The following is a 14,392-nucleotide window of genomic DNA, read 5'->3' as shown; positions in this document are numbered from 1 at the left end:
CACTGACACGCCCCCTCGGGGGGCAGCACGCGAAGCGGGCGTGGGGGTCGCTTCATTTCAGTCTTCCTGGAAGGCGGCCAGGGCCGCGGCGATGTCGGCCTCGCTCGCTTCGCGCTGCACCGGCGCGTCAGCCACCCACCCCTCGCGCTTCAGCCGCGCCACCCACTGGCCGGCGTCGCGGCCCTGCTCGAAGCCGCTGCTCTGCAGCAGCAGCTCGCCGCCGGCCGAAAGCAGCTTGAAGTAGAACTTGCCGTCGGCTTCGCGGTATTGCTTGAAGACGGGCAGGGCGGCTTTCTCGGTCTTGGCCGCGGCCGTCGTCGCGGTGGACGTGTAGGGCCGCAGGCCGCAGGCCTCGCGCAGCGTCTTCAGGAAGGGCACGGCGATGGCGCGCGCCTTGGCGGCGCCGGCCTGCAGCGTGGCCTCGAGCTTCTCGGGATGGGCCATCAGCTCGGCATAGCGCTCGCGCATGGGGCCGATCTGGCCTTCGATGAGGGCGACCAGCTGCTGCTTGGCCTCGCCCCAGCCCAGGCCGCCGCGCAGGGCGGCGCGGAAGGCGGCGCGCTGCTCGGTGGTCGCGAAGGCGTCGTAGATGGTGACCAGGGCCTGGCCCTGCGGGTCCTTGGGCTCGCCGGGCAGCTTGCTGTCGGTGACGATGCGCGCCACTGCGTCCTTCAGGGCCGCGCTGCCGCCTTCGAACAGAGGAATGACGTTGTCATAGCTCTTGCTCATCTTGCGGCCGTCCAGGCCCGGCAGCAGCTCCATCTCGGCATCGGTGACGGCCTCGGGCAGGGTGAACAGCTCCCTGCCCTGGCCAAAGAGGTGGTTGAAGCGCTGGGCCACGTCGCGCGCCATCTCGATGTGCTGGACCTGGTCCTTGCCCACCGGCACCTTGTGCGCGTTGAACATCAGGATGTCGGCGGCCATCAGCACCGGGTAGCTGAACAGGCCCATGCTGACGTTGGCATCGGGCTCCTCGCCGGCAGCGACGGCCGCATCCACCGCGGCCTTGTAGGCATGGGCGCGGTTCATCTGACCCTTGGCCGTCACGCAGGTCAGCAGCCAGGTCAGCTCCGGGATCTCGGGCACATCGCTCTGGCGGTAGAAAGTGACGCGCTCAGGGTCCAGGCCGGCGGCCAGCCAGGTGGCGGCGATGGCGCGGCTGGAATGGGCCAGGCGGTCCGGCTCGTCGCACTTGATCAGCGCGTGGAAGTCGGCCATGAAGAAAAAGCTCTCCACGCCGGGCTTGCGGCTGGCTTCAATCGCCGGGCGGATGGCGCCGACGTAATTGCCAAGATGCAGGGTGCCGGTGGTGGTGATGCCGGTCAGGACGCGTTGAGGCATGGGTTTGGTGAAAAGTAACCAAACCGGATTGTGGCCTCAGCTTCGCTTGCGGGAAGGGGGTGCTGCTACCGAGGCGCGCCAGGTCACGGAGATGTCGAACTGCCGCGAGACGGGCAGCTCCTGCCCGTAGCAGCGATTCAGCAGCCAGTTCAGGCCGGCCAGCGTCACCTCGTGGCTGGGAATGTGCACCGAGGTCAACCTGGGGGCGGCGAATTCGGCGCTGGGAGAGTCGTCATAGCCCAGCACCGAAACCTCGTGCGGCACCGACACGCCGCGCTCCTGGAAATGCGCCAGCAGGCCGATGGCCATCTCGTCGTTGGCGCAGAACACGGCCGTGGGCAGGCGCTTTTGCTTCAGCAGGGCCTCGGCGGCGTCCCAGCCGGCCTGGTTGGAGAAGTCGCCGGGCACGGTGACGATCTTGGCCGTGTCCAGGCCGCGCAGGGCCAGCTCGCCCATGAAGCCGTTCAGGCGGGCGACGTTGTCCGGCGAGGTCGTCGGACCGGAGACGACGGCGATGTCCTTGTGCTTGTGCTGCAGCAGGGCACGCGCGGCCTGCACGCCGCCCTGCACATGGTCGGCCGTGAAGCACTGGTCCTTGATGCGGTCGAAGTGGCGGTTCAGCACGACGACCTGGCGGGCCGCCGGGCCCAGGGCCTTGAGGTCCTCGTCCTGCAGGGCGTTGGACAGCACGATGAGGCCGTCGCAGTCGCGGTCCAGCAGAAAGCGCATGCCGTCGTTGGTCTCGACGCGCTCGTCCTCGATGCCCTCGCCAAACGCCACCACCATGTGCAGGCCCTGGGTGCGCAGCACGGTGTCGATGACGCGCAGGATGGGCGTGTAGTAGGTGCCGCGCAGGAAGGGGATGTAGACCCCGATCAGCTTGGAGGTGCCGGCGCCCAGCGAGCGTGCCGTCTGCGAGGGCCGGAACTTCAGCTGGGCGATGACCTTGCGCACCCGCTCGGCCGTGGCCGGCGCGACGGAACCGTTTCCGCTGATGACGCGCGACGCGGTGCCCACGCCCACGCCGGCCAGTCGCGCTACATCCTTGATCGTTGCCATTCGCCCTCTGCTTTTTCTGGGGCGGATTGAATCACAGGGGGCAGATCGGAGCGGGGTCGACCGGCTCGGGCAGGGGCTTGGTGTTTACCTGGGTCTCCTTGCCGCTCAGGCCGCCGCCGACCGGCCACCAGGGCTTGGCCTCGTGGGCGCTGAACTGGCAGGGGCCGGCGGGCCAGGGGAAGGACAGGCGGCCGGTGAAGCCGGGCCAGGGCTTGCCGTCGGCGGCGGCGATGAGCACGTCCGTGAGGCCCGCGCCTTCGGTACCCGGCTGCCAGGCGGCGATGAAAGCGTCGCTCCTGTTGGCCAGGTCGTTCACGTAAAGCGGCCGGCCGGAGTACAGCAGCGTGACGACCGGCGCACCGCGGCCGGCGACGCGCTGCAGCACTTCGGCGTCCTTGGGATGGCGGCGGCTGTGGCGCAGGTTCTCGGTGATGCGCACATCGCCCTCGCCCTCGGCATAGGGCGTCTCGGCCAGCACGGCGATGACGGCGTCGAAGCTCTTCGGATCGCTCCTGCTGCCGTCGGCATCGAAAGTGACGTTGGCCGCGCCCAGGCGCTGGCGCAGCGCGGCCAGCAGCGTCGTGCCTTGCGGGTAATCGACATTGGTGGTGTCACGGCCCTGCCAGGTCACGCTCCAGCCGCCGCTCTGGTGGGCGAGGCTGTCGGCCGCGGCACCGACGACGAGGACGCGGGCATTGGCCTTCAGCGGCAACAGCCCGGGCTTGTGCTTCAGCAGCACCAGGGACTCGCGCACCGCGCGACGGGCCAGTTCGGACGCCTGCAAGGCCTCCACGGTGGCGGGTACGGCCGGCTGCATGCCGATGCTGAACTTGGCGCGCAGGATGCGGCGCACCGCGTCATCGATGCGGGCCATGGGGATGCGGCCCTGCTCGACGTCGCGCAGCGTGTTCTCGTAGAAGGCCTTCCACTTGAAGGGCACCATGACGACGTCGATGCCGGCATTGATGGCGGCCGGGCAGTGCTCGGGCGTGCAGCCAGGCACCTGGCCGACACCGTCCCAGTCGCTGACGATGAGGCCGTCGAAGCCCAGGCGCTCCTTCAGCACTCCGGTCATCAGCGTGGCATTGCCGTGCATCTTGCCGTGCTCGACGTAGCCAGCGCTGTCAGTCCAGCTGCTGAAGGACGTCATGACGGTCAGCACGCCGGCGTCCAGCGCGCCGAGGTAGCCGGCGCCGTGGACGTTGGCGAGAGCTGCCGGTGAGGCCTGGGTCACGCCCTGGTCGATGCCGCGGCGCGTGCCGCCGTCACCGACGTAATGCTTGGCCGTCGCGAGCACGCCCCGGCCCTCCTTCATGCCTTCCTGCAGGCCCTCGACCGAGGCCTGGCCCAGCTGCTTCACGAGTGCGGGGTCGACGCTGAAGCTCTCGTAGGTGCGACCCCAGCGCACGTCCTGCACGACGGCCAGCGTCGGCGCAAAAGCCCAGTGCAGGCCAGAGGCGCGTATGGCGCGGGCGGTGGCGCGGCCGATGTCGCGCACCAAGTCTGCATCGCGCGTCGCACCCAGCGCGATGTTGTGCGGGAACAGGGTGGCGCCGCGCACATTGTTGTGGCCGTGGACGGCGTCCGTGCCCCAGATCAGCGGGATGCCCGGTGTGGCCTGCAGGGCCGCGGCCTGGAACTTCTCGGACAGCTCGCGCCATTGCGCCGGCGTGGCCGCGCGATCCTGGCCGGGCCAGCCGCCGCCGCCGTTGAGGATGGTGCCGATGGCGTAGTCGCGCACCTCGTCCGGCGTGACGGCACGGATCTCGGGTTGGGTGATCTGGCCGATCTTCTGGCGCAGGTTCAGGCCCTTCAGCGCGGTCTCCACCCTGGCTTCCAGCGCCGCGTCGCGCACGGGCTTGCGGGCCGGCCAGGCCTGCACGATGGAATCGGTTTCACTGGCGCCTGCGGCGGTGGCCGCCCACAGGGCCGTGGCGAGGAGAAGGGGGAGGGGTTTGCGCGTCATCGTCATCTTCAGTTGGGGTCGCGACGGTAGTGGGTGAAGCAAAAAAACGTCAACCCCCGGGCCGACGAGATTGACAGCCCCGACTGTGCCGCATTAGATTTGCGCCGCGGTTGGAACCGGTTCCAATTGTGATGCCAAAACTGCCAGAGAGCAGCGAGGCGTCACTGCAAAAAGGCCGGCCGAGCAGCGAACAAGACGAACCAGGAGACGAAACAAAATGCCCAAGCAAGCCCAGCGCGCGGCAGCGCGCGCCCTCGCCCCCCATTGGCCCCAACACCCGCGCCAGCGGCGTAACCGCCTCACGCCCGTCGCCCTGTGCGTCGGCCTGCTGGGCGCGCCCGTGCTGGCCCTGGCCCAGGCCGCGCCGGCCGGCGACCAGAAGCTGGAGACCGTCACCGTCACGGGTTTCCGCGCCAGCCTGGAAACCTCCATCAGCACCAAGCGCAACGCCGACGCCATCGTCGAGGCCATCTCGGCGGAAGACATCGGCAAGCTGCCCGATGTGTCCATCGCCGACGCCATCTCGCGCCTGCCGGGCCTGACAGCCCAGCGCGTGGCGGGCCGCTCGTCAGTCATCAGCATCCGCGGCATGGCACCGCGCTTTGGCGTCACGCTGCTGAACGGCCGCGAGATCGTCTCCACGGGCGACAACCGTTCGGTGGAATACGACCAGTTCCCCTCGGAGCTGATCAACGCCGCCACGGTCTACAAGACGCCCGACCCCAGCCTGTCGGCACAGGGCCTGTCCGGCACCATCAACATGAAAACGCTGCGGCCGCTGGACTTCGCCAAGTCGCAGATGGTGGTCGGCGCCCGCCTCGAGCGCAACTCCAACGGCTCGCTGAACCCCGAGATCTCCGGCACCGGCAACCGGCTGAGCGCCTCCTGGGTCACGCAGTCGGCCGACCGCACCTGGGGCGCGGCCGTCGGCTTCGCCCATCTCGATTCGCCCAACCAGGAGCAGCATTACAAGAGCTGGTGGTGGGCCAACACCAACAACTGGGGTGCGCCGCTGCCGGGCGCGCCGCTGGATGCCGTGGCCCTGCAGGGCTTCGAGCTGGGTGCCGCCTCTTCACGCCAGAAGCGCGACGGCCTGATGGGTGTGCTGGAGTACAAACCCGGCAACGGGTTCCATTCCACGCTGGACCTGTACTACTCCAAGTTCGACCAGACCGAGGCGCGCCGCACGGTGATGTCCGACATGTCGACCTGGTCGGGTGCGGGCTGGACCAATGCGCAGACGACCGACATCAACGGCGACAAGATCATCACCAGCGGCAACGTCGTCAACACGACGCCGGTGGCGCTGACGACCTACAACAAGCGCCAGGATGACATCCGCGCCGTCGGCTGGAACAACGAGCTCAAGCTGGGCGACTGGAAGCTGGCCGGCGACCTGAGCTGGTCCAAGGCGCAGCGCGACGAGCAGAACGCCGAGGTGCAGGCCGGCTCCAGGAACCGCGTCACGCTGAACCAGGCCAACATCGTCACCGGCGACGGCCGCTCCACCTTCGCGCCCAACTTCGACTTCTCCGACCCCAAGAGCGTCTACCTGACCGACCCGGCCAACTGGGGCCGCGACGGCCGCAGCCAGTTCCCCAAGGTGCGCGACGAGATCAAGGCGCTCAAGCTCAGTGCCGGCCGCAACTTCGAGAGCTGGATGAACAGCATCGAAGGCGGCGTGGACTACTCCGAGCGCGACAAGTCCATGAACCGCACCGAGGTCTACTACAACCTCAAGAACAACCGCGCGCCGGTGCTGATCCCGGCCAATCTGCTGCGCGAGCCGACCGACCTGAGCTTTGCCGGCAGCCCCATCCGCATGGTCAATTTCGACCTGCCCAGCGTGCTCAGCCTCTACGACGTGGCGCCGGCCGCGGCCGATCAGGCGCCGGGCCGCGTCTGGTCGGTGCACGAGAAGGTGACGGCGGCCTTTGCCAAGCTGGGCCTGGAGTTCGACTGGGGCGTGCCCATCCACGGCAGCCTGGGCCTGCGCGTCGTGCATGCCAAGCAGTGGAGCAATGGCCTGCTGTGGAACCCCAAGACCAATGCCAGCGACCCCACGACGGGCGGCACCAGCTACACCGACACCCTGCCCAGCCTCAACTTGTCGGCCGACCTGACGGCCAACACCATCCTGCGCTTCGGCCTGGCCAAGGTGCTGGCGCGGCCCAATATGGAAGACATGCGCGCCGGCTTCTCGGGCATCAACGTCAGCAGCACCGACCGCACCTGGTCGGCCAGCGGCGGCAATGCCAAGCTGGAGCCCTGGCGCGCCGACGCGGTGGACCTGTCGGTCGAGCATTACTTCAGCAAGCGCAGCTACGTGGCGGCCGCGGCCTTCCACAAGAACATCAAGAACTTCGTCTACTCGCAGTCCATTCCCTTCGACTTCACCGGCTTCCCCAACCCGACGACCTACACGCCGATCAGCAATATCGGCCTGCTGAGCACCAAGGCCAACGGCCATGGCGGCATGGTGGCGGGCACGGAGCTGAGCGGCTCGCTGGACGGGGGCCTGATCAGCCCGGCGGTGGACGGCATCGGTGTGAGCTTCAGCTACTCCAACACGCGCAGCTCCCTGCATGAGGACAACAACCTCAACAACCCGCTGGACGGCCTGTCGGGCGTTGCCACCAACTTCACCGTCTATTACGAGCGTGACGGCTTCTCGGCCCGCCTCGGCAGCCGCCACCGCTCCGCCTTCGTGACGACGGTGCGCGGCACCTTCGGCGAGAACGTGCCCAGCATGATCTCGGCCGAGACCATCATGGACGCGCAATTCGGCTATGCCTTCGAGTCGGGCGCCTTCAAGGGCTTGTCGCTGACGCTGCAGGTCAATAACCTTCGCGACCGGCCCTATCGCACCCGCGTGGGCATCTCCACCGGCGCCAAGGATCCCAATGCCACCCTGCCCGAGCGCTACACCTCCTATGGCCGCCAGGTCCTGATCGGCGGCACGTACAAGTTCTAAGCCGGTTCTTCTGTTCCCGAACCCGCGCCGGCTCTCGTGGCCGGCGCCACTACATCCGCAGCATGAGCTCCCACAACGCCCCGACCCGCAAAGACTTCCCCGCCGACTTCCGTTGGGGCGTGTCCACCTCCTCCTTCCAGATCGAAGGCGCCGGCCAGGAGGATGGCAAGGGCGAGTCCATCTGGGACCGCTTCTGCCAGCAGCCGGGGCGTATCCGTGACGGCTCCAACGGTCTGGTCGCCTGCGACCACTACCACCTCTGGCCCCAGGACCTGGACATGGCCAAGGGCCTGGGCGTCAACGCCTACCGCTTCTCCATCGCCTGGCCGCGCATCCTCCCGAACGGCCGCGGTGCCGTGAACGAAGCCGGCCTGGCCTTCTACGACCGTCTGGTCGACGGCATGCTGGAGCGTGAGCTGGACCCCTGGTGCACCCTCTATCACTGGGACCTGCCGCAGCTGCTGCAGGAGCAGGGCGGCTGGACCTCGCGTGACACGGTCGCGGCCTTCCTCGAATACACCGACATCGTCACCCGCCGCCTGGGCGACCGCGTCAAACACTGGATCACCCACAACGAACCCTGGTGCTCCTGCATGATGGGCTACTGGGAAAACATCCACGCGCCTGGCGGCAGCAGCCTGGCCGACGCGATGCAGGCCTGCCACCATGTGCTGCTGTCGCATGGCCAGGCGATTCCCGTCATCCGCCGCAACTCCAAGGATGCCCAGGTCGGCATCACGCTGAGCCTGCACCCCATCACCGCGGCCTCGAACAGCGCCGAAGACCTTGCCGCGCTGAAGCGCCACGACGGCCTGCGCAACCGCTGGTTCCTCGACCCGCTGTTCGGCCGCGGCTATCCGGCCGACACGCTGGAACTGATCGGTGACGCCGCGCCGAAGATCGTCGAAGGCGACCTGAAGGCGATCGCGACCGCGACCGACTTCCTCGGCGTCAACTACTACTTCCCCGAGATGGTCAAGAACGATCCCGCCGGTGGCCCCATGCGCGCCAGCCTCGTCGAGAAGCATGGCGTCGAGCGCACCGGCTTTGGCTGGGAGGTCTCGCCCCAGGGTCTGGTCGACCTGCTGACCCGCATCCAGCGCGACTACCACCCGCCCGTCATCCAGCTGACCGAGAACGGTTCCACTTTCGAGGACGTGCTGACCGCGGAAGGCCGCGTGCACGACAAGGAGCGCCTGTCCTATCTGCAGCGCCATCTGGCCGCGCTGAAGCAGGCGTTGGACGCCGGCGTGCCGGTCAAGGGCTACTTCGCCTGGAGCCTGCTGGACAACTTCGAATGGGCCGAAGGCTATCTGCGCCGCTTCGGCATCGCCTATGTCGACTACGCCTCCCAGAAGCGCATCCTGAAGGACAGCGGCCTCTGGTACGGCCAGTTCCTGAACGAATAATTAACGTCGAAGAGGCAGTTTGTTCAAGGGTACGGGCGGTTTCTAAATGAAATATTACAGGGTCCACCCTCAGGCGCGTTCCACCGCGACGGGGCAAACTGCGCAGGCTGCCCCACAAGATCCGGAGACAAGATGAAGTTCCCCCGCCATGCCCTGGCCGCTGTCGCGCTGCTCCTTGCAACCGCTTCCAACGCCGCCGAACCCCTGAAGGCCGAGGTCATCCACTGGTGGACCTCGGGCGGCGAATCCGCCGCCGCCAAGACCCTGGCGGAGGCCTACAAGGCCCAGGGCGGCATCTGGGTCGACACCGCCGTCGCGCTGGGCGAGCAGGCGCGCTCGGTGGCCATCAATCGCATCGCCGGCGGCAACCCGCCGACGGCCGCCCAGTTCAACACCACCCAGCAGTTCCGCGACATCGTCGACCAGGGCCTGCTGAACAACGTCGACGCCGTGGCCCAGCGCGACGGCTGGGACAAGTTCCTGCCCGAGACCGTGCTGAGCGCCATCCGCGTCAACGGCCACTACTACGCCGCGCCGGTCAACATCCACAACATGAGCTGGTTCTGGTTCTCCAAGGCCGCCTTCAAGAAGGCCGGCATCGCGGAGGAGCCCAAGAACTTCGACGAGCTGTTCGCCGCCCTGGACAAGCTCAAGGCCGCCGGCCTCGTGCCCCTGGCCCATGGCGGCCAGCCCTGGCAGGACGGCATCGTCTTCACCGCCACGCTGGCCCATTACGGCGGCCGCGACCTCTACCTGAAGATCTTCCGCGACCGCGACCCCAAGGCCATCCAGGGCGAGGAGTTCAAGAAGGTGCTGCTGGCCTTCAAGAAGCTGCAGAGCTACACCGACAAGGGCTCGCCGGGCCGCAACTGGAACGACGCGACGGCCATGCTGATCAGCGGCCGCGCCGGCGTGCAGATCATGGGCGACTGGGCCAAGGGTGAGTTCGCCCAGGCCAAGCAGGAGGCCGGCAAGGACTATGGCTGCGCCCCCGGCTTCGGCCCCAAGGCGCCCTACATCATCCAGGGCGACGTGATGGTCTTCCCCAAGACCGACAAGCCCGACCAGGTCAAGGCCCAGCAGCTGCTGGCCAGCGTCATCACCCAGCCCGCCACCCAGGTCGCCTTCAGCATCAAGAAGGGCAGCATCCCTATCCGCACCGACGTCGACGTCAGCAAGATGGACCTGTGCGCCCAGATGGGCGTGGCGGCCATGAAGGACAAGTCGCGCCAGCTCGGCAACGGTGAGATCTACATCACCCCCGACCAGAACGGCGCCCTGCAGGATGTGCTGACCAGCTACTGGAACCGCAACATCCCAGTTGAAAAAGTCCAGAAGGACATCGTCTCGGCGCTGAGGAATTGATGAAGCGCCGTGGTCTCGCGGCCTGGGGCGCGCTGCTGCCCCTTGGCTTGATCGTCTGTGTCGGCTATGTGGGCACGGTGCTGTGGACGCTGCGCACCTCGGTGTCCAGCTCGCGCACCTTCCCCAAGGACGACTTCGTCGGACTGCAGCAGTTCGAGCGCCTGCTCGACAACGACCGCTGGCAGCACGCCATCCACAACCTCGCGGTCTACGGTGTGCTCTACATCGTCGCCGCCATGGCCATCGGTTTCCTGCTGGCGGTCTTCATCGACCAGAAGGTGCGTGGCGAGGGCGTGCTGCGCACGGCCTTCCTGTACCCGTATGCGATGTCCTTCGTCGCCACGGGCCTGGTCTGGCAATGGGTGCTCAACCCCGACAGCGGCCTGCAGAACGCCATGCAGCAGATGGGCTGGAAGGACTTCAGTTTCGACTGGATCGTCGACCAGGACATGGTCATCTACACCGTCGTCATCGCCGGCACCTGGCAGGGTGCTGGCTTGGTGATGGCGCTGATGCTGGCCGGCCTGCGTGGCATCGACGAGGAGATCTGGAAGGCCTCCAAGCTGGACGGCATCCCGACCTGGCGCGTCTACCTGTCCATCGTGCTGCCCATGATGGCCCCGACGCTGGCGACGGTCTTCACGCTGCTGGCCACCGGCGTCGTCAAGGTCTTCGACACCGTCGTTGCCATGACCCAGGGCGGCCCGGGCACGGCCAGCGATGTGCCGGCCAAGTTCATCATGGACCACCTGTTCGGCCGCGCGAATCTCGCACTCGCCTCCGCGGGCGCCGTGATGTTGCTGCTGACGGTCCTGGCCCTGGTCGCGCCGCTGGCTTACGCCCGCAGCCGGCAAAAAGCGCAGGGAGGCCATTGATGAGCAAGCGCAAGGCAACTGCCCTGTGGGCACGGGTCGGCGTCTACGCCTTCCTGATCTGCGCCGCGGCCTTCTTCCTGCTGCCGCTGTACGTGATGCTGACGACCTCGTTCAAGAGCATGGACGAGATCCGTCTCGGCCAGATCTTTGCGCTGCCGTCGTCCATCACCTTCGACGCCTGGCGCGCCGCCTGGAGCGAGGCCTGCACGGGCGTCAGCTGCGAAGGCGTGCGCGGCGGCTTCTGGAACTCGGTGAGCATCGCCGTGCCGTCCGTCGTGCTGCCCATCCTGCTGGGCGCCATCAACGGCTATGCGCTGTCGTGGTGGAAGCCCAAGGGCAGCCAGTGGCTGTTCGGCGTGCTGATGCTGGGGGCCTTCATCCCCATCCAGGTGATGATCTACCCGCTCGTCAAGCTGGAAGCGGCCATCGGCATCTACAGCAGCCTGCCCGGCATCGTCGTCGTGCACCTGGTGTTCGCCATGCCCATCATGACGCTGCTGTTCCGCAACTACTACGCGGGCCTGCCGGCCGAGCTCTTCAAGGCGGCGCGGGTGGACGGCGGCGGCTTCTGGCGCATCTTCTTGCAGCTGGTGCTGCCGATGTCCACGCCCATGCTGATCGTCGCGGCCATCATGCAGATCACCGGCGTGTGGAACGACTACATCCTGGGCCTGACCTTCGCCGGCCGCGACAACCTGCCGATGACGGTGCAGCTGAACAACGTCATCAACACGACGACGGGCGAGCGTCTCTACAACCTCAACATGGCGGCCACCATCCTGACGTCGGCCGTTCCCCTTCTTGTCTACCTGATATCCGGCCGCTGGTTCGTGCGCGGTATCGCTGCCGGAGCCGTCAAATGAGTGGCGTCAACATCCAGGGCCTGAGCATCAAGTTCGGCCACAACGAAGTCATCAAGGGCCTGGACCTGCAGGTCCATGAAGGCGAGTTCCTCGTGCTGCTCGGCCCCTCGGGTTGCGGCAAGTCGACGCTGCTGCACAGCATCGCCGGCCTCATCGATGTCAGCGGCGGCAGCATCCACATCGGCGGCGCCGACATGACCGACGCCGAGCCCGCCGAGCGCGGCATCGGCATGGTCTTCCAGAGCTATGCGCTGTACCCGACCATGACGGTGGAGCGCAACATGAGCTTCGGCCCGCGCGTGGCCGGTGTGCCCAAGGCGGAGATCGAACGTCGCGTGGCGCGCGCGGCCGAGATGCTGCAGCTGACGCCGCTGCTCAGCCGCAAGCCGGCCCAGCTGTCGGGCGGCCAGCGCCAGCGCGTCGCCATCGGCCGCGCCTTGGTGCGCGAGGCGGGCGTCTTCCTGTTCGACGAGCCCCTGTCCAATCTCGACGCCAAGCTGCGCGCCGAGCTGCGCCGCGAGCTCAAGCTGCTGCACCAGAACCTGGGCAACACCATGATCTACGTGACGCACGACCAGGTCGAGGCCATGACCCTGGCCTCGCGCATCGTCGTCATGAAGAGCGGTGTCATCCAGCAGATCGGCACGCCGGCCGAGGTCTACGAGACGCCCGCCAATCTCTTCGTCGCCGGCTTCCTCGGCGCGCCGGCCATCAACTTCGTGTCGGCCCAGGTCGGCGCCGACGGCCGCTCGCTGCAAGGCGTGCTGCCGCTGCAATTGGCCGAGGGCCGCGTGAAGGCGGGGCAGAGCCTTGTGCTCGGCATCCGCCCCGAGCATGTGCGCCTGCAGTCCGACGGCCGCTGGCGTGCGACCGTGCAGCTGGTCGAACCCATGGGCAACCACCAGGTCGTATGGATGAAGCTGGGCGAGCAGAGCTTCTCGGTGCTCGTGCACGACGGCCGCCGCATCACGGCGGGCGACGAGCTGGCCTTCGACATCGAAGAATCGGCCCTGAGCATCTTCGACGCTGGCACCGAGCAGCGCCTGTGAGCGGGCTGCGCCGCATCGTCATCGTGGGCGGCGGCAGCGCCGGCTGGATGAGCGCGGCGGCGCTGGCGGCCCGGCTGGGGCAGGGGCGCTGGCAGATCAGCCTGGTCGAGTCCGACGAGATCGGCATCGTCGGCGTCGGTGAGGCCACCATCCCGCCCATCCGCGGCTTCAATGCCCGCATCGGGCTGGACGAAGACGAGTTCCTGCGCGAGACCGGCGGGACCTTCAAGCTCGGCATCGAGTTCGTCAACTGGGGTGCTGTTGGCGAGCGCTATATGCATGCCTTTGGCGATGTCGGCCGGCCGCTGGACGAGCTGCCCTTTCATCAGCACTGGCTGCGCCTGGGAGCTCAGCTGCCGCTGGCCGAGTTCTCCATCAACAACCAGGCCGCGCTGGCCGGTCGCTTCATGCGGCCGCGGCCCGACATGGCCGGGTCGCCGCTGGCGGAGATTGCCTACGCTTTTCATTTCGATGCGTCGCGCTACGCGGCGCTGCTGCGTCGGCATGCCGAGAAGCAGGGTGTTGAGCGCATCGAAGGCCGCGTCGAGCGTGTCGACTGCGAGGGCGGCCACATCCGCGCCCTGCATCTGAACGGCGACCGCAAGGTCGAAGGCGACTTCTTCATCGACTGCTCGGGCCTGCATGCCCTGCTGATCGGCAAGACGCTGGGCGTTCCTTTCGAAGATTGGTCCAACTGGCTGCCCTGCGACCGCGCCTGGGCGGTGCCCACAGCCTCCCACGGTCCGCTGCTGCCCTACACGCGGGCGACGGCGCATGACGCCGGCTGGCAATGGCGCATCCCGCTGCAGCACCGCACCGGCAACGGCCATGTCTTTGCCAGCGCCTTCACCGACGAGGCTGCGGCGCGCGACACGCTGATGCGCAACCTGGAGAGCGAGCCCCCGGCCGAGCCGCGCCTCATCAAGTTCCGCACCGGGCGGCGCCAGCAGGCCTGGGTCGGCAACTGCGTCGCCATCGGCCTCGCCAGCGGCTTCCTGGAGCCGCTGGAGTCCACCAGCCTCCACCTGATCCAGAGCGCCGTGCTGCGCCTGATCGACCTCTTCCCGAGCGACGGCCTGGAGCCCGCCGACATCACCGAATACAACCGCCAGACCGCAGCCGAGATGGCGTCGGTGCGCGACTTCATCATCCTGCACTACAAGCTGACGCGCCGCGACGACTCGGCCTTCTGGCGCCACTGCCGCGCCATGGCCGTGCCCGAGTCGCTGCAGGCCCGCATGAACCTTTTCGCCAGCCATGGCCGCTTGTTCCGTCACGGCCAGGAGCTGTTCTCAGAGCCCAGCTGGCTGCAGGTGCTGATGGGCCAGGGTTTGATGCCGCGCGGCCACCACCCGCTTGCCGCCATGCGTTCTCCCGAACAAGCCCAGCAAATCGTCGACGACGTGCAGCGCGTCGTGCGCCGCTGCGTGGACGTGATGCCCAGCCACGCCGATTTCATCGCCGCTCACTGCGCGGCACCTTAGCCAGAGA

General features: G+C 67.6%; 10 protein-coding genes. 7 read left to right on the top strand and 3 right to left on the bottom strand.

The annotated features are described in order from the left end of the window. Positions 1 to 57: 57 nt before the first annotated feature. The 3 genes from J2X20_RS28045 to J2X20_RS28035 are packed head-to-tail and all read right to left on the bottom strand — an operon-like array spanning position 58 to position 4,366. Entirely contained in the window at positions 58 to 1,341 is a 1,284-nt protein-coding gene (locus J2X20_RS28045) for a tryptophan--tRNA ligase (protein WP_310272803.1), read from the bottom strand. Between the two features lie 36 nt (positions 1,342 to 1,377). After that, a complete protein-coding gene (locus J2X20_RS28040; RefSeq protein ID WP_310272801.1) occupies positions 1,378 to 2,400 on the bottom strand; it encodes a LacI family DNA-binding transcriptional regulator in 1,023 nt (340 codons plus the stop codon). 31 nt (positions 2,401 to 2,431) lie between these two features. After that, entirely contained in the window at positions 2,432 to 4,366 is a 1,935-nt protein-coding gene (locus J2X20_RS28035; protein WP_310272799.1) for a glycoside hydrolase family 3 protein, read from the bottom strand. 217 nt (positions 4,367 to 4,583) lie between these two features. Between J2X20_RS28035 and J2X20_RS28030 the strand changes: the two genes are divergently transcribed. The 7 genes from J2X20_RS28030 (at position 4,584) to J2X20_RS28000 (ending at position 14,385) form a co-directional block, all read left to right on the top strand. Beyond that, positions 4,584 to 7,340, top strand: a complete 2,757-nt coding sequence (locus tag J2X20_RS28030) for a TonB-dependent receptor (RefSeq protein WP_310272798.1) — start codon at positions 4,584 to 4,586, stop codon at positions 7,338 to 7,340. A gap of 62 nt (positions 7,341 to 7,402) precedes the next feature. Continuing rightward, on the top strand, positions 7,403 to 8,749 hold the full coding sequence (locus tag J2X20_RS28025) for a GH1 family beta-glucosidase (protein WP_310272796.1): 1,347 nt from the start codon (positions 7,403 to 7,405) through the stop codon (positions 8,747 to 8,749). 132 nt (positions 8,750 to 8,881) lie between these two features. Further along, positions 8,882 to 10,114 carry an ABC transporter substrate-binding protein gene (locus J2X20_RS28020; protein ID WP_310272794.1) on the top strand — a complete coding sequence of 411 codons (1,233 nt, stop codon included), beginning with the start codon at positions 8,882 to 8,884 and terminating at the stop codon, positions 10,112 to 10,114. Further along, a complete protein-coding gene (locus J2X20_RS28015) occupies positions 10,114 to 10,989 on the top strand; it encodes a carbohydrate ABC transporter permease (RefSeq protein ID WP_310272793.1) in 876 nt (291 codons plus the stop codon). The genes J2X20_RS28020 and J2X20_RS28015 overlap by 1 nt, the downstream gene beginning before the upstream one ends. Further along, on the top strand, positions 10,989 to 11,852 hold the full coding sequence (locus tag J2X20_RS28010; RefSeq protein ID WP_310272791.1) for a carbohydrate ABC transporter permease: 864 nt from the start codon (positions 10,989 to 10,991) through the stop codon (positions 11,850 to 11,852). The genes J2X20_RS28015 and J2X20_RS28010 overlap by 1 nt, the downstream gene beginning before the upstream one ends. Beyond that, a complete protein-coding gene (locus J2X20_RS28005; RefSeq protein WP_310272789.1) occupies positions 11,849 to 12,901 on the top strand; it encodes an ABC transporter ATP-binding protein in 1,053 nt (350 codons plus the stop codon). The genes J2X20_RS28010 and J2X20_RS28005 overlap by 4 nt, the downstream gene beginning before the upstream one ends. After that, positions 12,898 to 14,385, top strand: coding sequence for a tryptophan halogenase family protein (locus J2X20_RS28000; protein ID WP_310272787.1), 1,488 nt, complete (start codon positions 12,898 to 12,900; stop codon positions 14,383 to 14,385). The genes J2X20_RS28005 and J2X20_RS28000 overlap by 4 nt, the downstream gene beginning before the upstream one ends. Positions 14,386 to 14,392: the final 7 nt, after the last annotated feature.

Source organism: Roseateles saccharophilus (assembly GCF_031458095.1).
GTDB lineage: Bacteria > Pseudomonadota > Gammaproteobacteria > Burkholderiales > Burkholderiaceae_C > Pelomonas > Pelomonas saccharophila_A.
The sequence above is the reverse complement of the archived record's forward strand: the minus strand, read 5'-3'. Positions and strand labels throughout refer to the sequence as shown.